The sequence below is a fragment of the Aquimarina sp. AU474 genome, assembly GCF_900312815.1.
Taxonomy (GTDB): Bacteria; Bacteroidota; Bacteroidia; order Flavobacteriales; family Flavobacteriaceae; genus Aquimarina.
Window position 1 is genome coordinate 542,014 of sequence record NZ_OMPE01000007.1, and the last position, 19,690, is coordinate 561,703.

Annotated in this window: 20 protein-coding genes and 3 tRNA genes; 12 read left to right on the forward strand and 11 right to left on the reverse strand. The window is 33.4% G+C overall.

Annotated elements, in window-relative coordinates; genetic code table 11:
- Nucleotides 1-31: 31 nt before the first annotated feature.
- The 6 genes from DK508_RS09175 to tgt all read right to left on the reverse strand — a co-directional run bounded on the left by DK508_RS09175 (nt 32) and on the right by tgt (nt 7,172).
- On the reverse strand, nt 32-1,348 hold the full coding sequence (locus DK508_RS09175) for an asparagine synthetase B (RefSeq protein ID WP_235016357.1): 1,317 nt from the start codon (nt 1,346-1,348) through the stop codon (nt 32-34).
- Nucleotides 1,332-2,876 (reverse strand): replicative DNA helicase, encoded by a 1,545-nt coding sequence (gene dnaB / locus DK508_RS09180; protein WP_109300447.1) that lies wholly within the window; start codon nt 2,874-2,876, stop codon nt 1,332-1,334. Before dnaB ends, DK508_RS09175 begins: the two co-directional genes overlap by 17 nt.
- A 169-nt stretch (nt 2,877-3,045) precedes the next feature.
- A complete protein-coding gene (locus DK508_RS09185; RefSeq protein ID WP_109300448.1) occupies nt 3,046-3,999 on the reverse strand; it encodes an acetyl-CoA carboxylase carboxyltransferase subunit alpha in 954 nt (317 codons plus the stop codon).
- 51 nt (nt 4,000-4,050) lie between these two features.
- Nucleotides 4,051-4,983, reverse strand: a complete 933-nt coding sequence (locus tag DK508_RS09190) for a DMT family transporter (protein ID WP_109300449.1) — start codon at nt 4,981-4,983, stop codon at nt 4,051-4,053.
- A complete protein-coding gene (locus DK508_RS09195) occupies nt 4,970-6,040 on the reverse strand; it encodes an LptF/LptG family permease (protein ID WP_109300450.1) in 1,071 nt (356 codons plus the stop codon). Before DK508_RS09195 ends, DK508_RS09190 begins: the two co-directional genes overlap by 14 nt.
- 1 nt (nt 6,041) lies before the next feature.
- Entirely contained in the window at nt 6,042-7,172 is a 1,131-nt protein-coding gene (tgt, locus tag DK508_RS09200; RefSeq protein WP_109300451.1) for a tRNA guanosine(34) transglycosylase Tgt, read from the reverse strand.
- Nucleotides 7,173-7,348: 176 nt separating this feature from the next.
- Between tgt and DK508_RS09205 the strand changes: the two genes are divergently transcribed.
- From DK508_RS09205 to DK508_RS09215, 3 genes are all read left to right on the forward strand, one after another.
- Nucleotides 7,349-8,194 (forward strand): transketolase, encoded by an 846-nt coding sequence (locus DK508_RS09205; protein ID WP_109300452.1) that lies wholly within the window; start codon nt 7,349-7,351, stop codon nt 8,192-8,194.
- A 19-nt stretch (nt 8,195-8,213) separates the two neighbouring features.
- Entirely contained in the window at nt 8,214-9,167 is a 954-nt protein-coding gene (locus tag DK508_RS09210; RefSeq protein WP_109300453.1) for a transketolase family protein, read from the forward strand.
- Between the two features lie 238 nt (nt 9,168-9,405).
- Nucleotides 9,406-10,011 (forward strand): porin family protein, encoded by a 606-nt coding sequence (locus tag DK508_RS09215; protein WP_109300454.1) that lies wholly within the window; start codon nt 9,406-9,408, stop codon nt 10,009-10,011.
- Between the two features lie 44 nt (nt 10,012-10,055).
- Here DK508_RS09215 and DK508_RS09220 read toward each other — a convergent pair whose 3' ends face one another.
- On the reverse strand, nt 10,056-11,363 hold the full coding sequence (locus DK508_RS09220) for a hypothetical protein (protein ID WP_109300455.1): 1,308 nt from the start codon (nt 11,361-11,363) through the stop codon (nt 10,056-10,058).
- A gap of 90 nt (nt 11,364-11,453) precedes the next feature.
- On the opposite strand from DK508_RS09220, the gene DK508_RS09225 reads away from it, so the two are divergent.
- On the forward strand, nt 11,454-11,855 hold the full coding sequence (locus DK508_RS09225) for an RNA-binding S4 domain-containing protein (RefSeq protein ID WP_109300456.1): 402 nt from the start codon (nt 11,454-11,456) through the stop codon (nt 11,853-11,855).
- Nucleotides 11,856-11,985: 130 nt separating this feature from the next.
- Nucleotides 11,986-12,486: a phosphoribosyltransferase family protein gene (locus DK508_RS09230; RefSeq protein WP_109300457.1), complete on the forward strand. Its 501-nt coding sequence runs from the start codon at nt 11,986-11,988 to the stop codon at nt 12,484-12,486.
- On the opposite strand, the gene DK508_RS09235 is transcribed toward DK508_RS09230, so the two are convergent.
- Complete coding sequence (locus tag DK508_RS09235; protein WP_109300458.1) at nt 12,478-12,999, reverse strand: shikimate kinase; 522 nt, start codon at nt 12,997-12,999, stop codon at nt 12,478-12,480. The two genes, DK508_RS09230 and DK508_RS09235, sit on opposite strands and share 9 nt — an antisense overlap.
- A 133-nt stretch (nt 13,000-13,132) precedes the next feature.
- On the opposite strand from DK508_RS09235, the gene DK508_RS09240 reads away from it, so the two are divergent.
- The 3 genes from DK508_RS09240 to DK508_RS09250 all read left to right on the forward strand — a co-directional run bounded on the left by DK508_RS09240 (nt 13,133) and on the right by DK508_RS09250 (nt 13,498).
- Nucleotides 13,133-13,205: transfer RNA gene (locus tag DK508_RS09240), tRNA-Lys, on the forward strand.
- 71 nt (nt 13,206-13,276) lie between these two features.
- Nucleotides 13,277-13,349: transfer RNA gene (locus DK508_RS09245), tRNA-Lys, on the forward strand.
- A 65-nt stretch (nt 13,350-13,414) separates the two neighbouring features.
- Nucleotides 13,415-13,498: transfer RNA gene (locus tag DK508_RS09250), tRNA-Leu, on the forward strand.
- Between the two features lie 68 nt (nt 13,499-13,566).
- On the opposite strand, the gene DK508_RS09255 is transcribed toward DK508_RS09250, so the two are convergent.
- The gene (locus tag DK508_RS09255; protein ID WP_109300459.1) at nt 13,567-14,001 is read right to left on the reverse strand and encodes a hypothetical protein; all 435 of its coding nucleotides are present in this window, start codon (nt 13,999-14,001) and stop codon (nt 13,567-13,569) included.
- Nucleotides 14,002-14,279: 278 nt separating this feature from the next.
- Between DK508_RS09255 and DK508_RS09260 the strand changes: the two genes are divergently transcribed.
- The 4 genes from DK508_RS09260 to DK508_RS09275 are packed head-to-tail and all read left to right on the forward strand — an operon-like array spanning nt 14,280 to nt 18,029.
- Nucleotides 14,280-15,176 carry a MerR family transcriptional regulator gene (locus tag DK508_RS09260; protein ID WP_109300460.1) on the forward strand — a complete coding sequence of 299 codons (897 nt, stop codon included), beginning with the start codon at nt 14,280-14,282 and terminating at the stop codon, nt 15,174-15,176.
- A gap of 13 nt (nt 15,177-15,189) precedes the next feature.
- Entirely contained in the window at nt 15,190-16,680 is a 1,491-nt protein-coding gene (locus DK508_RS09265; RefSeq protein WP_109300461.1) for an NAD(P)/FAD-dependent oxidoreductase, read from the forward strand.
- A 33-nt stretch (nt 16,681-16,713) separates the two neighbouring features.
- Nucleotides 16,714-17,553 (forward strand): phytoene/squalene synthase family protein, encoded by an 840-nt coding sequence (locus tag DK508_RS09270; RefSeq protein WP_109300462.1) that lies wholly within the window; start codon nt 16,714-16,716, stop codon nt 17,551-17,553.
- A gap of 26 nt (nt 17,554-17,579) precedes the next feature.
- Nucleotides 17,580-18,029 carry a beta-carotene hydroxylase gene (locus DK508_RS09275; RefSeq protein ID WP_109300463.1) on the forward strand — a complete coding sequence of 150 codons (450 nt, stop codon included), beginning with the start codon at nt 17,580-17,582 and terminating at the stop codon, nt 18,027-18,029.
- Between the two features lie 11 nt (nt 18,030-18,040).
- Here the strand turns inward: DK508_RS09275 and DK508_RS09280 are convergent, their stop codons facing one another.
- Together DK508_RS09280 and DK508_RS09285 are read right to left on the reverse strand one after the other, a co-directional pair.
- A complete protein-coding gene (locus DK508_RS09280) occupies nt 18,041-18,529 on the reverse strand; it encodes a TlpA disulfide reductase family protein (RefSeq protein WP_160114632.1) in 489 nt (162 codons plus the stop codon).
- Nucleotides 18,530-18,776: 247 nt separating this feature from the next.
- Nucleotides 18,777-19,676 carry an anti-sigma factor gene (locus tag DK508_RS09285; protein WP_109300586.1) on the reverse strand — a complete coding sequence of 300 codons (900 nt, stop codon included), beginning with the start codon at nt 19,674-19,676 and terminating at the stop codon, nt 18,777-18,779.
- Between the last annotated feature and the right edge of the window lie 14 nt (nt 19,677-19,690).

Sequence of the window (19,690 nt, forward strand, 5' to 3'; positions counted from 1 at the left end):
CGTAATATCTTTAAAACCTTACATAATAGTATCAAGTTTTTTGTTTCTTCTTTTTGGCAGCAGGAAAAAGTACATTGTTTAAAATCAATCGGTATCCAGGAGAATTGGGGTGTAACTCTAATTCTGTTTTAGGATCTCCTACTCTATGAGTATAATCTTCTGGATCATGCCCACCATAAAACGTAAAGAAACCTTTTCCTTTGATTCCATGTATGTATCGCGCTTCACTATTGGTTTTATTTTCACCTAACACTAATACATTAGATTTAATTTCATTAGGGTTGTACGCTGTAGTTTGCCCCATAAATCCTTTTACCAAAGCTGTATGATTTTGGCAAAGCATTGTAGGTATAGGATCCCATTTTGCCGAAAAATCCATAAGCGTAAAATAATCAGTTGTTTTAGATATACGACGTTTTCTAGTCATATCAATGGATGAAAACTCATACACATTGGGGCTACGTTCTAATGTAAAATTTTTAAATGCGAAAGTTTTATTATAATCAATCTTAGATTGATATCCTGGTTCACTAGGATCACCATCAAACATAGGTTCGCAAATATCTACCCCTTCGGCTGCAATAGCAATTTCAAAACTATCCGTAGCGCTACACATGGCAAACATAAAACCTCCTCCAACAACGTAATCTCTAATTTTTAAAGCTACCGCCAATTTTTCATCAGATACCTTTTGATATCCCAGTGATTTCGCTAATTTTTCTGCTTGAGCCTTTTCCTTAATATACCAAGGAAAAGCACGATACGTAGCATAGAATTTACCGTATTGCCCTGTAAAATCTTCATGATGAAGGTGCAACCAATCATATAATATTAGATTATCTTCTAACACCTCGGTATCATATATAGTTTCATATGGGATTTCGGCAAAAGTTAACACCATAGTTACCGCATCATCCCATGGTTGATTACCTTTGGGAGAATACACAGCTATTTTAGGAGCTTTTTCTAAAACTACTGCTTCCATGTTTTGAGAAGGGCTACTTATTTCTTCAAGAATCTCTTCGGTTTCAGCATCACTCAGTACCTCATAAGTAACTCCTCGTATAGTACATTCTTTTCTAATACTCTCGGTATCCGGCAAAAGAAATGAGCCTCCCCTATAATTCAATAACCATTTAACTTTTAAATCTTTACTTAGGGTCCAATATGTTATTCCGTAGGCCTTCAAATGGTTTTGCTGTCCTTCAGAATCCATAGGAATCAGCACATATGAAGCATATGATTGAAAAGAAAAAAGAAAAATTAGAGTACTAACAAACCCTAATTTTGATTGTTTATTTACAAAAATATTTTCGAAATAATGTAATATTTTAAAATGGTACTTCATCATCGTCTTCAGAATCATTGATACTGCTCCCAAAAGCTTCGTCGGCACTAGGAAGATGACTTGTACTAAAAGGATCTTCTTCGTCTCCGTCATTCATTTTTGAATGAAACTCAAAAGGAGTGCTAAAGTCATCTAAGTTATCAAATTTACCTAAGTGACCAATGAATTTTAACCTAATATTTTCAAGACCTCCATTACGGTGCTTTGCTACAATGAATTCTCCTTGTCCCTGAGTTGGTGATCGTTCTTCATCATCCCACTCATCTATTTTATAATATTCTGGTCTGTAGATGAACGAAACTATATCGGCATCTTGTTCTATGGCTCCAGATTCACGAAGGTCACTAAGTAACGGTCTTTTACTACCTCCCCTAGTTTCTACTGCCCTTGATAACTGGGATAATGCAATAACCGGTACATTTAATTCTTTTGCCAATGCCTTAAGGTTACGAGAAATTGTCGAAATCTCTTGTTCACGATTTCCATTCTTACCCGTTCCTCCGGCTGTCATCAACTGTAAATAATCAATAACGATCATTCTAATACCATGCTGAGAGGAAAGACGGCGTGCTTTTGCTCGTAAATCAAAAATGGATAATGATGGTGTATCATCAATAAACAAAGGTGCCTTTTCTAAATCTTTTACTTTAACATTAAGTTGTTCCCACTCATGTTTTTCGAGTTTTCCTGTACGTAGTTTTTCCGAAGACAATCCAGTTTCAGAAGAAATCAAACGTGTAATCAACTGTACCGATGACATCTCTAAAGAAAAGAAAGCTACCGGAATATTCTGACCAACAGACATATTTCGTGCCATTGAAAGTGTTAAAGCTGTTTTTCCCATACCCGGACGGGCAGCCACAATGATTAAATCACTTGGCTGCCAACCCGAAGTAAGCCTATCTAGTTTGTCAAAACCAGATGGGACTCCACTTAAACCCTCTTTGTTTGATATTTCTTGGATCTTCTTTTTAGCCTGAATAACCAAATTCTGGGCCGTTTCAGTTGATCTCTTTATATTTCCTTGAGTAACTTCATATAATCTCGATTCTGCCATATCCAGCAAATCAAAAACATCTGTAGTTTCATCATACGACTCTTCAATAATTTCATTTGATATTTTAATCAAACTACGTTGAATATATTTTTGAAGAATAATACGAGCATGAAACTCAATATGAGCAGAAGAGGCCACTTTTTGGGTTAATTGTACCAAATAATAGTCTCCTCCCGCCAATTCTAGACGAGAATCCTTTTTAAGTTGACTTGAAACCGTTAATAAGTCAATTGGTTCGGAGTTTTCAAAGAGTTTAAATATTGCCTCAAAGATGTATTGATGCGATTCTCGATAAAATACATCTGGATTGAGTATGTCAATAATTTCATCGACTCCTTTTTTATCAATCATCATCGCCCCAAGCACAACTTCCTCTAAATCAACGGCTTGAGGAGGTATTTTTCCTTTCTCAAGTGAAATTACGTTCCCCCGACCGTAATTTACCTGTTGAGTTTGCTGTACTTTTTCCATAACTACGAATGTAAAAAAATTGTAAAGAGATGCACTCAATTACAAAGATACGAATGTCCACTAGTCTTCAACAAATGAACTGTTAATAAGTAAATTTTATTGTTAATAAGCATAAAAAAAATCTGAAGTCCAAAACTTCAGATTTAGGTAGTAAGTGATTCTTTAAGGGTTATCCTTTAAAGACTCCCATATCTGCATATTTATTCATTCTCTTTTCGACCAATTCTTCTGGTGATAAGTTTTTGAATTCTTCATAAGTAGATGAAATTTTATCTCGTACCGTTTTAAATATTTTTTCTCGATCACTATGAGCACCTCCTAAAGGTTCTCTTACAATTTCATCAATCAATTTTTGCTTTTTCATATCCGTTGCGGTAAGCTTTAATGCCTCTGCAGCTTGTTCTTTAAACTCCCAACTACGCCATAAAATAGAAGAACATGATTCTGGAGAAATTACAGAATACCATGTATTTTCCAGCATTAGCACTTTATCTCCTACACCTATCCCAAGTGCTCCGCCACTTGCTCCTTCTCCAATGATAACAACAATGATCGGAACTTTAAGGCGAGTCATCTCTAATATATTTCTAGCAATTGCTTCACCTTGACCGCGTTCTTCAGCTTCCAATCCTGGATATGCTCCTGGTGTATCTACAAAACACACCACAGGTATATCAAACTTTTCGGCACTCTTCATTAATCGTAACGCTTTGCGATATCCCTCTGGGTTTGCCATACCAAAATTACGATACTGTCTTGTTTTGGTATTAAATCCTTTTTGCTGACCAACAAACATAAAACTTTGGTTACCTATTTTCCCTAGGCCACCAATCATAGCTTTGTCATCTTTAACGTTACGGTCACCATGGAGTTCTAAAAACGATTCTCCGCAAATTGCATCAATATAATCAAGAGTATACGGTCTTGATGGATGTCTTGACAGCTGTACTCGCTGCCATGGTGTTAAATTTTTATATATATCTTTTTTGGTCTCTTTAAGCTTTTTTTCGATTTGCTTACAGGTGTCTGTTACATCTACTTCACTTTCTGCACCTATTGCGCAAGCCTTTTCAAACTGCTCTTCGAGTTCCTTAATGGGTAGTTCAAATTCTAAATATTCCATAATAAGAATATGATTTATATTAACTAGGGTTAGCGGACAAATATAAAAACTTTACTTCGTAATGCTATCTAAAGTTGAAGGTCTTTTTCTTTTTTTAGCATTCTTTAGTATTCCGTTTAATATTACAGTGCTAAGAATGATCAAAGCTCCCAAATAGAATTGAGAACTCATTTTTTCGGCTTCTCCAAAAATTAAGAAAGCTAATACTATACCATAAACGGGTTCAAGATTGATCGTAAGCATCACTGTATACGGGCTCAAGTACTTCATAACATGCACTGAACCTATAAAAGCATAAGCCGTACATACAGATGCCAGAATAAACATATATATCCAATCTTGTGCAGATAATTGAAAAAAAGCAACTGTAAATCCTTCAGTTTCTTTTCCAAAAATGCTTAAAATACCAAGATATACTGTGATTACACCTACACCACTTAATAATTCATAGTAAGAAATCATAGATGAGTTATACTGCTGAGCAATTTTACCGTTAATCAATGAAAATATTGAAGATAATAATGCAGAACATAATGCATATAGTATTCCTAGCAAATAGTCTCCTTCAACTTTAAATATAATATATAAACCAACAATTACTAATGCCCCAAAAAGCACCTCGTACCAAATCACTTTTCTTTTATAAAAAATTGGCTCCAAGACTGAAGTAAAAAAAGCTCCGGTAGACATCATTGCCAATGTTATTGATACATTTGAAACTTTGATGGCTTCAAAAAACGTTATCCAATGTAAAGCAATAATCACACCTGCAATAAAAAGTGTGACAAACAATTTTCTCGAAATAGTAAGAGATATTTTTTTTAGATAAACATAGAAGAAAATAAATATTGATGCCAATAACATCCGATACCAAACTAATGGTATGGCTTCTATTGAAATTAATTCCCCCAATATTGCAGTAAAACCCCATATAAATATTATAAAGTGTAAATGAAGGTAATTCTGAAGTTTAACGTTTGGCATTATATAATAAGTAAATAGCTAATAAACCAAAAGACACATTAGGAAACCAAACCGCCACAATAGGAGGAAAATCTGATTGATTAGCCAACGTACCAAGAACTTTATCAAAAAATATGAAAACAAATGCTAGCGATATTCCAACTGCAAGATTTACACCCATTCCTCCTCTTCTTTTCATTGAGGACACGGCCACTCCTATTATTGTTAGAATGAATGCCGAAATAGGTATACTCCACCTTTTATACGCAACAACCTTATATCTATTAATATCTGATGAACCTCTTTTACTTTCCTTTTTAATAAACTCACTTAGTTGAATATAATTTAAAGTTTCGGCCACATAGGTTACTGGGGTAAACTCATCAATATTAAACGGCAACACAGTATCTTTTTTCTTGGCTTGTTCTAAAACGTCTCTTTCATCTAAAATGGTACGTTGCACAAAGTCTTGTAACTCATAAATACTATCCTTAAATGTAATTTTTCTAGCCGATATTTTAGTTTTCAAAACATTACCATCAAAATATTCTAAAGTAAAATTAGTGGCAGATTTTTCTAAAGGTTTAAAATTGTTTGCATATAAAAAGATACTATCATTTAATTGTCGGTATACGTTTTTAGTCTCTTGTACTTTTCTACCCTTCTTTAGATAGGAATATTTAAACTCATTAAATCCTTGGCTCGCTTTGGGCGCCAAAAACAATCCCATAGCCAATGCACCTATGCAAATAATTATAGCACCTATCATATACGGCCTCAAAAATCTCCAAAAAGAAACCCCAGAACTTAAAAAAGCAATAATTTCTGTTTTATTCGCAAGCTTAGATGTAAACCAAATTACAGATAGAAAAACGAATAAAGGAAATAATAAATTTGCAAAATAAACTGTGAAATCAAGATAATACCCAATAACCGCCTCTACAGGAACTTTATGCTCTAGCATATTATCTATTTTCTCTGATAAATCAACTATAATTCCTATCGGAATAAATAGTAAAATCATCGTAAAAAAAGTTCCTAAGTACCGCTTAAGTATATACCAATCTAAAATTTTCAAATTATAATCTTTTATCCATTTGTTTAACCATCATATTTTTCCAAACATTAAAATCTCCTGCTAAGATATGTTTTCTTGCCTCTCTTGTCAACCATAAATAAAATCCCAAATTATGAATAGTAGCAATTTGTCTTCCCAACATTTCATTTACCGAAAAAAGATGTCTTAAATACGCTTTGGAGTATTCTGTATCTACAAAAGTAATTCCCATCTCATCTATAGCAGAAAAATCATCTTCCCATTTTTTATTTTTTATATTAATAGTTCCATGAGCAGTAAAAAGCATTCCATTACGCCCATTTCGTGTTGGCATTACACAATCAAACATATCAACTCCTAGTGCAATATTTTCTAAAATATTAATAGGAGTACCTACGCCCATTAAGTATCTTGGTTTATCCTCTGGCAAAATATTTGTCACTACTTCTGTCATTGCATACATCTCATCTGCTGGTTCGCCTACTGATAATCCACCAATAGCATTACCAACAGCTCCTGCATTAGCAATATACTCTGCCGACTGCATTCTAAGGTCTTTATAGGTACTTCCTTGAACTATTGGAAAAAAAGCTTGATCATATCCATATTTAACCGGTATTTTTTCTAAATGTTGCATACATCTATCTAACCACCTGTGAGTCATATGCATACTACGCTTGGCATATCTATAATCACAAGGGTAAGGAGTACATTCATCAAACGCCATAATTATATCTGCCCCAATAGTACGCTGAATTTCCATTACATTTTCTGGCGTGAACACATGATATGAACCATCGATATGTGATTTAAACTTAACCCCTTCTTCTTTAATTTTTCTATTTGCAGATAAAGAGTATACTTGATACCCTCCACTATCGGTAAGAATATTTCTATCCCAATTCATAAATTTATGAAGCCCCCCTGCTTTTTCTAAAATTGGAGTTTGCGGTCTTAAATATAAATGATATGTATTCCCTAAGATAATATCGGGATTAATATCATTTTTTAATTCTCTTTGATGCACTCCTTTAACGGTAGCCACGGTGCCCACAGGCATAAAAATTGGAGTTTCAATTACACCGTGATCTGTTGTTAATTTACCTGCTCTAGCTTTACTTTGAGGGTCTTTGGATAAAAGGTCAAATTGCATATTTTCTTTTTGATAGAGCGCAAAGATAGCTAACTAAAATCACATTGATAAACTAAGGTTTTCGAAAACTTTTCGTTATTAACATGAGTTTCTTAATTAAAAGCTGTCTCTACATTTTGTCGCAGCATTCAAAACCTGTATTTTTGGGGCTTTATTATCAAGAAATCAGCACCATAATGCCAAAAACAAAACAATTAGAAGATTTTGCAACACAGGTTCGTAGAGATATTCTACGCCAGGTACACAAAGTAAACTCTGGACACCCAGGTGGTTCTCTAGGGTGTACAGAATTTTTTGTAGCTCTATACCAAGAAATTCTCGAAAGAAAAGATGATTTTGATATGGATGGAATTGGAGAAGATCTTTTCTTCTTATCCAACGGTCATATCTCTCCGGTTTATTACAGCGTATTAGCTCGAAGTGGATATTTCCCTGTAGAAGAGCTTAACACCTTTAGACTCATCAACAGTAGATTACAAGGTCATCCAACAACTCATGAAGGCTTACCTGGAATAAGAATAGCTTCTGGTTCATTAGGTCAAGGAATGTCTGTAGCCATTGGAGCCGCTCAAGCCAAAAAACTGAATGGGGATGATCATTTGGTATATAGCTTACATGGAGATGGAGAATTACAAGAAGGACAAAATTGGGAAGCTATTATGTATGCTGCCGGAAAAAACGTAGATAACCTTATTTCTACGGTAGATCTTAATGGTAAACAAATCGATGGTGCCACAGACGACGTTCTTCCTATGGGAGACTTAAAAGTTAAGTTTGAAGCGTTTGGCTGGGATGTAATGGAAATTAAAGATGGTAATAACATTACTGCTGTAATTGAAGGATTAGCAGAAGCTAAAAGTAGAACAGGAAAAGGTAAGCCAGTATGCGTATTACTATATACAGTAATGGGACATGGTGTAGATTTTATGATGCATACACATGCTTGGCATGGTAAAGCACCTAATGACGACCAATTAGAGACTGCTTTGGCTCAAAACCCTGAAACTCTTGGGGACTATTAATTCCTAATTAAAAAATAAAATGAAAAAATATATAGATACAGGAAAAAAAGATACTCGTTCTGGTTTTGGAGCTGGTCTGGAAGAATTAGGTAAAACAAATGAAAACGTAGTTGCATTATGCGCAGACTTAATCGGTTCATTAAAAATGGATGCTTTTATAGCCAACCATCCCGAACGTTTTTTTCAGATTGGTATTGCTGAGGCTAATATGATGGGTATTGCAGCAGGATTAACTGTAGGAGGTAAAATCCCTTTTACGGGTACCTTTGCTAACTTTTCTACAGGTCGAGTATATGATCAAATTCGTCAATCTATCGCTTACAGTGATAAGAATGTGAAAATTTGTGCTTCGCATGCTGGTTTAACTTTAGGAGAAGATGGAGCAACTCATCAAATTCTTGAAGATATCGGTTTAATGAAGATGTTACCGGGAATGACCGTAATAAACACTTGTGATTACAACCAAACCAAAGCTGCTACAATTGCTATTGCCGATCATCATGGTCCTGTTTACCTTAGATTTGGAAGACCGAAAGTAGCAAACTTTACTGCCGAAGATCAAAAATTTGAAATAGGAAAAGCTGTTTTATTGCAAGAAGGAACAGATGTAACTATAGTTGCTACGGGACACCTTGTATGGGAAGCTCTTCAAGCTGCAGAAACTTTAAATACAGAAGGTATAAGTGCTGAAGTTATTAATATACACACTATTAAACCTCTTGATGATGAAGCTATCATCAATTCTGTAAAGAAAACAGGTTGTGTAGTAACTGCTGAAGAACATAATTTCTTAGGCGGTTTAGGAGAAAGCGTTTCAAGAGTACTTGCAAAAAGTCACCCTGCCCCTCAAGAGTTTATCGCAACCGATGATACTTTTGGAGAAAGTGGAACACCAGCACAACTTATGGAAAAGTATGGTCTAAATGCAAATGCCATTAATAATGCAGTACATAAAGTGCTTAAACGAAAATAGAGAACACTTTTTTATTTCTTACGAATATGTGACCTTCTGATAATTTCAGAAGGTCATTTTTCTTTATACAACTTTTATCATAAATCATCTATTTTGTAAAAAACCCGAATTCCTTTTACAACATATGGCAAGCTTTTTGTGTCTAGTAAAAGAATAAAAAAAAACAATAAACGTTTTATAAACACCAGCCATCACACTAAATCATTTCAATTATTTATTAATCAAAAATTATTTCACAATGAAAAATGTATTCGTTTTTTTAATGTTATTTACGTCCTGTGCAATTTTTGCACAAGACAAAAAAATCACTTTTGGGGTAAAAGCTGGTCTCAACTATGGTGATAATGGTAAAATTGAAGTTACTGATATTACCAATGCTGGTAGTAACATATTATCAGAAAGGGCAGACGACAGAGTTGGATATCATCTAGGAGTTTTCTTAAGAGGTAATCTTACTGATAACATTTATATCAAGCCAGAGCTTCAGTACACAGTAAATAATAGCACTTATGATTTTGCTGGATCAAGCCTGGATTACGACATTCAAAAACTAGATTTACCAATACTTGTTGGTATTTCCGTTTTAGGTCCTATACATGTTTTTGGTGGACCCGCTCTTCAATACATAGTAGAAAATGACTTAGAAGATGTGCGATTAGGAGATGTAAAAAACGAATTCACGGTAGGGTTACAATTTGGTGCCGGTATCCAACTAGGAAAATTAAATGCGGACATAAGGTACGAACGCGGACTTAGCAAAAATAGAGCCTCGTCTATTGATCAAAGCATTAGAGTAGACACTAGACCTAATCAACTCATATTAGGGCTTGCATTGGATCTATAAAGAAACTTATAAAAAAAAGTCCGGTAATATTACCGGACTTTTTTTTAATCATTTTTTGAATCTCTATCATCAGGATCTAGATGATTTTGAATACCATCCCCATCATCATCATAGAACGTAATTTCATCTAAGCTAATAAAACCATCTTCATTAGCATCATTAACGGTGATCTCATCCCTTGTTTGTGTTCCATCACCATCATCATCGGTATCTAGGTAATTAGGACTTGCATCATTATCGGTGTTATCATCAGAATCCAAGACCAACCTATCATTATCCAAATCCTCTAAATATGATGGTATACCATCTCTATCATGATCTGATTCGTTTACAGCATATAACTGAATATTAAAAATCAATGATTTATATGTTCCTATTCCAGTACCTAAAGGAGGCACATCAAAATATGCCAGTCCTGATGGAATAAACACTGTTAAATTACCAAAATCATCATTAAAGTCAACACTCCCATCTCCAGTAATTGTACTTCCTGAAGCTCCTCTATAATCGGTAGCAGCTTCTCTAAAACCTTCAATAATCGAAACTAAATCAAACCATACTGGTGTAACAGAACTATCAAAAACTCTTCTATTAGGATCATTGTTATCTACTGGATCTTTATCATCGATAATTCCATCTCCATCAGAATCTACTTTTCCTGGATCGGTTCCTGCTACTCCATCATCATCTGCATCACTATCATCGGCAATACCGTCACTATCTTTATCGGTTCTTGTAACTCCATCAATTTGATCAGCTACGTTATCTCCATCTGCATCAACATCTGCATCATCAGGGATTCCATCACCATCCTCATCTTCATTTTCATAAAATTGCTCTCCTCTAAACGTTACCAAAGTAGAATCTGAAAACATAGGTTGTCTTTCGGTAGCCGCTCCTCTTCTATGGTTTAACACATATAAAGTATAATTAACATCTTCTCCTGTCTCAGGATCTTCTCTCGTAATAGTTTTGGTTTCTAACAAATCTGAGTCTATTAGTGCTTGTTCTCCACTATTTGCTCCAGCAATTGTATCGAATTGTACTATTTGATAATCCGGATTTGCAGGATTATCAATTAGCGTAAAGAAATGTGTCTCTAGATACTTTCTGATTATAGGATCTTCATTGGCCTGTTGTTCAGCACGATCTCTTGGGGGTATAACCTCACCAGGAGCATCATCGTCATCATTATTACAGGCATATAAGGCTACCATAGTTAGACCAATGGCAAAAATATATTTTCTAACATTCATCGAATTACTTTTTTGAGCGCGCAAGATACGATTTTCTCGTACTTTTGTTTCATCTGTTTGTAATTTTGTTCTTTTTAATCGTTTGATGGAATTCATTAATTTTTAAACAGGCCGTTATAACAACCTTAAATTTTAGTTTATTTCAAAATCTATTTAAATATAAAACGCATTTTTTAAATTTTTTTTATGCGAGTTGACAAATATTTATGGTGCATACGATACTTTAAAACAAGAAGTATAGCCACCAAAGCATGCAAAGAGGGTAAAATAAGAGTGAATGGAGATCTTATTAAACCTTCTAGAGAAATCTATCCTATGGATAAAATTACCGTACGCAAGAATCAAGTTAATTATGAACTTCTTGTTTTAGATACACCAGATAGCCGTATTGGTGCAAAACTGGTTGATATCTATCGTAAAGACACAACTCCAACCGAAGCGTTGCAAAAATTAGACCTTTTAAAGTATTCTAAGGATTATTATCGAAAAAAAGGAACAGGTAGGCCTACCAAAAAAGATCGTAGAGATATAGATGATTGGTTTATAGATAAGAATATCAAAAACTCCACTGATGATAGCGAAGAATAGTGATGATCACACCCATATTTCTTCAGATAATGAAATAGATGAATTTACACAAGTTACATTTGTGACCTTAAAAAAATATTGTTCAAATCCCTATATTTACAGATCATAATAGTACTCAATACGTTTTAACATGCAAACCAATAACAATATTATACTAACTCATGAGCAAATACAACACAAAATAAAACGTATTGCTTACCAAATCTATGAGACAAATGTTAATGAAAAGGAGATTATAGTTGCCGGAATATCTGAGAACGGATATATTTTTGCTCAACGTTTAAAAAAAATATTAGAAGATATTTCTGACATTAAAGTTATTTTATGCGAGGTAACTATGAATAAAAAATCGCCACAAAACACTGTAAAAACGTCTCTTACTCCAGAAGAATATCAAAACAAATCATTGGTACTCATTGATGATGTACTTAGTTCGGGAACAGCCCTTATTTATGGAGTTAAGCATTTTTTAGAGGTACCTCTTACACGATTTAAAACAGCAGTTTTGGTAAATAGAAACCACAAAAAGTTTCCAATTAAAGCCGATTTTAAGGGGATTTCTTTATCAACTTCTCTTCATGAACATATTGAAGTGCAATTTGGTTCACAAGATACCGCCATCTTAAAGTAATGAAGAAATAATTTCTTCAGAAATTTGTTCTACATTTTTCTCATCCGTACTCACATTCAAATCTGCTTGATTATAATAGAATGATCTTTCGAACAAATGTTTTCTTATGAAGTCCTTTAGTTCGAATTCAGTTTTTAGATGAGCCAGTAAAGGGCGTTTGTTTCTTTCATTGAATAATCTCTTGGTTAATTCATCTAATGAAGTTTTTAGATAAACCACTTTTGTCTTAGGATGTTCTTTTATAATTTCAAGGTTTCCAGCAAAACAGGGTGTACCTCCTCCTAACGATAAAATTGCATTTTCTAGAGTATTCAAAACTTCATTTAAATACAATGTTTCCTTTTTTCGAAAGTATATTTCGCCATTATTCTTAAAAATATCTTTTATTGATTTATGCTCTTGATTTTCGATATAATCATCTAAATCAACATAATCGTAAGACACTTTTGCAGCTAGATCATTGCCTATCAATGATTTTCCGCATCCCATATACCCTATTAAAACTAAAATCATAACCTCAAAAATTATATAAATATTACCTTAAAGAAATCCCATTTTAAATAAAATGTAAATTTATATGAAATTCTTCTTGAAAAATAAATTAATGATAGTATATTTGCACCCGCATTCAAGGAAAAAAATGCAAGACCTGGTAGCTCAGTTGGTAGAGCATCTCCCTTTTAAGGAGAGGGTCCTGGGTTCGAGCCCCAGCCCGGTCACAAAAAACAAGTAAAAAGTATTTTATTTGTTATGTTCTTAATAATATTTGATAAAATTATAATTTATCAATGACCTGGTAGCTCAGTTGGTAGAGCATCTCCCTTTTAAGGAGAGGGTCCTGGGTTCGAGCCCCAGCCCGGTCACAAAAAAGTATCGTATTCCCTGCGATACTTTTTTAGTTTTATACTATATTGTAGCTTATTGTATTGCCCAGGTGCTGGAACTGGTAGACAGGCATGGTTGAGGGCCATGTGTCCTTTAGGGCGTGCGGGTTCGACTCCCGCTCTGGGCACTAAATAAATCTCTTGCGATTTTAAAAAAAATGAAAATTAGATTATGGTTAACAACAATCTACTTAACCTATTTTCTCCCACAACTTTTTATAGATTCGTAAAAAACATGATATTCTGCGGCAGGAACCACTTTTCCTTTTTTACTTAGCTTAATAGGAGTACCTTCTTTATAATTTCTGAGTGACAACAAATACTCTGCATAACCCTTATAAACAATTTCGAAGTGACTCTGATCTTTAATTCTCAATTCATCCACTTTAAACTCAAAAGCACCGTCTTCTCCTGTATAAGCACTCATGCAATCATTTTCGTCTAAATACAACTTTACGGCTGCATATGCGACTTTCTTTCGTCTTTCATCAACCACTTCACCACGAATAACTCTTAATTCTTCTGATGTAGATACACTACTATTAGTATCGGTATCTGTTTCAGAATTCTCTTTGGATTTACAGGAAACCAGAAATACCAAGCATAAACCAAAAACAACAATTTTTCTCATATATTTAAATTTTAACTACTTTAAAACAACTTATAGTTTAGGTATTTAAGAATAATTTAGATTATCAAACCGTAGTTAAATATACAAAAATAAATGGTGCTCGTTCACCAAATTAGAATGCTTTAATAAATGAAATGAAATTTTATTAAATAGTAAATACCATCTACGATTTTACACAACATTCTTTTATTTTAACAATTATCTTTATTATTTTAACAATTATTGAAAAAATATACGAATTCTTTTAACTAATTTTGTTTAACAATTTACATCAAACAGTGAACAATATTAAACAAGTTTTTAGCATTAAAGATCTAGAAAACCTATGTGGTATCAAAGCGCATACCATAAGAATTTGGGAAAAACGATATAATCTTCTATCTCCTGATCGTACCGAGACTAATATTAGAACGTACAATTTAAAAAGTTTACAAAAACTACTTAATGTAACGTATTTGGTTAATAGCGGTTATAAAATTTCACGAATTTCAAAACTTAATGAAGAGGAAATAAATGAATACGTTCGTAGTATAGTATCAGATACTAGTACTAAAAACCAAGCCATCAATTCGTTTAAGATCGCAATGTTAAATTATGATCTCGAATTATTTTTAGGAACTTACGAACAACTAGAAAGAAAAAGAAATTTCAGGCAAATATTTACAGATGTATTTATACCATTGCTTAAAGAAATTGGGCTTTTATGGCAAACAGACACTATAAGTCCTGCACATGAACACTTTGTTACTAATTTAATAAAGCAAAAGTTACTCTTAAATATTGAGAAGCTTCAATATATCAAACCTAGTAAAACTGATAAAGCATTTATACTTTTTTTACCCGAAAATGAGATACATGAGTTAGGTTTACTTTATATTAATTACGAGATATTATTACAAGGTTATAGAGCTATTTATCTTGGCCCAAGTATTCCTTTAGATAGTCTTCCTAATATGCTTACTTTTCATGAAAACACAATATTCGTATCCTATTTTACTATAAAACCCGAAAAGGATAACGTTTCTAAATATGTCGAAAATTTCAATGAATTAATTTGCAAGGATCGAATCAGTGAATTTTGGATGTTAGGCAAACAAATTATGCATATTTCTAAAAGTAGCGCTCCAAATCATCGCTATTTCGAATCTATTAGTTCATTAATCACAGAGCTTTAATTTTTCAATATTTATGTCGAAAAAAATAGTAATTATAGGCTCCGGCTTTTCTTCCCTTTCTGCGTCTTGTTATTTAGCACAGTTAGGGTATACGGTTGAAATTTTCGAAAAAAATTCGACCATAGGAGGTCGAGCAAGGCAATTACAAAAAGAAGGGTTTACTTTTGATATCGGTCCTTCTTGGTACTGGATGCCTGATGTATTTGAAAGTTTTTTTAATGACTTTAATACATCTACATCGCATTATTATACCTTGGATAAGCTAAATCCTGCCTATAAAGTTTTTTTTGAAAATAATGAAAGTATAAGTATCGAAGATACTTTAGAGAAGATATACAAAGCTTTTGAAGCTGAAGAGCAAGGAAGTGCTATTAAGTTAAAAAAGTTCATCGAAACCGCTCAAAACAACTATAAAATAGCAATTAAAAATCTTGTATATCGACCAGGTGTATCCCCTCTCGAACTTGTCACAAAAGAAACCATACAGCGTTTAGGACAATTTTTTAGTACCATTTCTAAAGAGGTTCGTAAAGAGTTTAAAAACAAAAAACTAATACAAATTCTAGAATTCCCAGTACTATTTCTAGGAGCCAAACCAAGTGATACTCCCGCTTTTTATAGTTTTATGAATTATGCCGATTTCGGATTAGGAACATGGCATCCCAGAGGAGGCATGTATCAAGTGATACTCGGAATGGGAAAATTAGCCAAATCTCTAGGTGTAAAACTGCATACCAATGCCGAAGTTGAAAAAATAGTTGTAGAAAATGGCAAAGCCAATGGCATTATAATCAATGGAGATAAAATCAATACTGATATTGTTTTGTGCGGTGCTGATTATCATCATGGAGAATCATTATTAGATCGTAAATATCGCCAATACTCTGAAAAATATTGGGATCACAAAACATTTGCACCTTCATCTTTGTTGTTTTATGTAGGGTTTAATAAAAAACTGAAAAACATAGAACATCATAATTTATTTTTTGACACTGATTTTGATGCACATGCAAAAGAAATTTATGACACCCCAACATGGCCTAAGGAACCTCTTTTTTACGCAAACTTTACCTCTTTAACAGATCCAGGTACGGCTCCTGAAGGAAATGAAAATGGTTTTTTCTTAATTCCTTTAGCTCCAGGAATAGAAGATACAAACGAATTAAGGGAGCTTTATTTTGATAAAATCATAACTCGTTTCGAAACCGTTACCGGACAAAATGTTAAAAATAGTATTATATTTAAAGAGTCCTTTTGTGTAAATGATTTTATAAAAGAATACAATTCGTATAAAGGAAATGCATACGGAATGGCTAATACATTGCTACAAACTGCATTTCTAAGACCTAAATTAAAAAGTAAAAAAGTAAAGCATTTGTTTTTTACTGGACAGCTTACAGTACCGGGACCAGGAGTTCCTCCTTCATTAATATCCGGAAAACTGGTAGCTGGATTAATTGAAGCTGAAAATAAACAAACCAAAGAATTGAACCCTATTATTTAAAAAAAAGCGCAATACACCTTAAATCCTATCCAAATGAAGGCGATCTTTGATACAGTATCTTATAATTGTAGTAAAATTGTTACTAACTCTTACAGCACATCATTTTCACTAGCATCCAAAATGTTATCCGACCACATTAGACAAGACATTTATAATATTTATGGTTTTGTAAGGTTTGCCGATGAAATTGTTGACACTTTTCATGATTACAATAAGAAAGAATTATTTGACGATTTTGAAAAAGAAATGTACAAAGCTATTACAAACAAAATAAGCTTAAATCCTATTCTTAATGCTTTTCAAAAAACCGTACATCAATACAACATACAGCCAGAATTGTATGAAGCATTTATGAAAAGTATGCGATTAGATTTACATAAAACCGACTATCTTACTGACCAAGAATATAAAGAATATATTTATGGATCTGCCGATGTAGTAGGGTTAATGTGCCTAAAAGTATTTGTAAATGGAGATGAAGAAAGATATAATGATTTAAAAGAAAGTGCAATGCACTTGGGTTCCGCTTTTCAGAAAGTTAATTTTTTAAGAGATCTTAAAGCAGACTATGAGGAACTTAATAGAACTTATTTCCCCAATACCGACTTAAAACAATTAGATGAGGCCTCTAAGTTAAGAATCATTAAAGAAATAGAAGATGATTTCGACCAGGGACTAGCTGGTATTTTAAAATTACCCATTGAAGCTAAATTTGGTGTTTATACTGCATTCATATACTATAAAAAATTACTAAATAAACTTAAAAAAACACCTTCTTTAGAAATAAAAAATACACGTATACGCGTTCCGAATTATCAAAAATTTGGTTTATTAGCAAAATCATATTTAGACTACAGATTTAATTTAATTTAGTCATATTTTTGTATAAAATTTAGCAAGTGAAAATTATAATTCAAATATTAGTATTCTTTTCTACATTTGCCATCATGGAGTTTATGGCATGGTTTACACATAAATATGTAATGCATGGTTTTTTATGGTCTTTACATAAAGATCACCATCACAAAGATCATGGTAGTTGGTGGGAACGTAATGATTTATTTTTCGTGTTTTACGCAGTAGTTAGTATGTCTTGCATATTATTTCATAACTCTGAGACTTTCTGGTTAGGCAGAGCAATCGGCTTAGGGATACTCGCCTATGGCATAGCTTATTTTATTGTCCACGACATATTTATCCACCAGCGCTTTAAACTACTTAGAAATGCTAATAATTGGTATGCGAAAGGTGTTAGACGAGCACATAAGATTCATCACAAAAATATAGGAAAACACAAGGGAGAATGCTTTGGTATGCTCGTAGTTCCGTTCAAATATTTTAGAAAATAGTTATTTGTACATTATTTTTGTGTAGTAGCTACTAACTTATCAATAATCTCTTTTACATTATTTGTATTCCAATCTGCGGCGCCCACTTTATGTATAACAATATTTCCTTCTTTGTCTAGCAAATAAGTAGCCGGAATAGTTTTGTGTTCTAATGGGCTTGGATCATGTCCAAGTGACCTATATACAGGATAATTATATTTTTTACCATTGATAAACTTATAAATATCCTCATCCACTTCATTAGTAATAAAAAGAAAAACAACATCATCTTTATATTCGGTATATAAATCTTGTAATGATGGCATTTCTGCAATACAAGGCGGGCACCATGTTGCCCAATAATTAATTAACACTACTTTACCTTTGGTACTGTTGAAATTTATAGATTCTGTGTTAACTCCATGCAATTTCCAATCGTACGATGCTATTTTTGTTCTTTCATCTACATTGATCACACCAGGGCTAAAAGAAAAAATTCTTGTTAAAAAAATCTGCATCATCCCTCTAGTATTAGGAATAAAAAATAAAATCAAAAGAATAACAAAAATTAAGTTTGATATATTTTTTTTACTGAATTTCATTGGCATAAGATCTTTGTAGAATTATTTTGTCTTCAAAAATAATATTACTTACAAATGTAGATAAATAAACAGCATAGAAAATAGTATTATCTACTTAAATTATCCTTAAAAAAATAAAGCGCAATCAATGATTGCGCTTTAAAACTAACAAAAAAACAACGAACTATTATCGTGACACACTCCCTGAAGGGAAATTATCAGTCATTAGCTCAAAATCGTATGTTGCAGGTGCAGTATCCATACCAGCTGTTCCAACCAAAGGTTTAAGAACAAATGGAGCTGGCGAATCATCTGGATCTGGCTCTACAGAAATTACTACCATTCTACCTCTAATATCCAGAGGGAAAGTAAATCCATCGGGTGCATTTCTTAAGAAATCTTCTCCTGGCAGTGGTGGACCTATAAATTCAGTTCCACTAAAACCGTTAGGATCTCCAGCATTATCGTCTGTCATATCAAATGAGGTAAATGTTCCTGTCGAAATTGGTCCATTATCTGAAACTACCCATCCTTCATATTTCCAACCTGTAAGTGTTGGAAGTGTTAGATTAGGTGATGGAGGCATTCCTGGCGTACCAAACCATACTCCATTTTCATCATTACCATTATTAGGACTTCCCATTGCTTCATCTGTTGGAGCTCTAAGGAAAAATGTCCCTGCTGCTGTGGTAAAATCTCCTACGGGACCTATACCTACAGTAGCTGTATCACCTGTACCAAATTCGGCTCTCAACAATTTTGTTGCCGCTGGCATTAATGCTGCATCACCAGTTTCTCCAGCAGGTTCTATAGAAAGAACAAATGCCGTAGCCGCTGCTAATTGCTCACGATTTACAGGGTATGTTTGCGGAAAATTGATGTTTGTAAACGTTCCCGTACTTATTGGTAAAGTTTCTCCGGGTACAATTATCCAACCTTCATATACAAAATCACTTCCTAACTCTTCTAGTCCAGAAAGGTTGAGTATTAAATTGGATTGATCATTATTAGGTGAATCGTCGTCGTCACTACAGGAGACTGCAATAAAACTTATTGCTAGTGCCCCTAAAATTAATTTTTTAAACATTGCTTTTGTTTTTA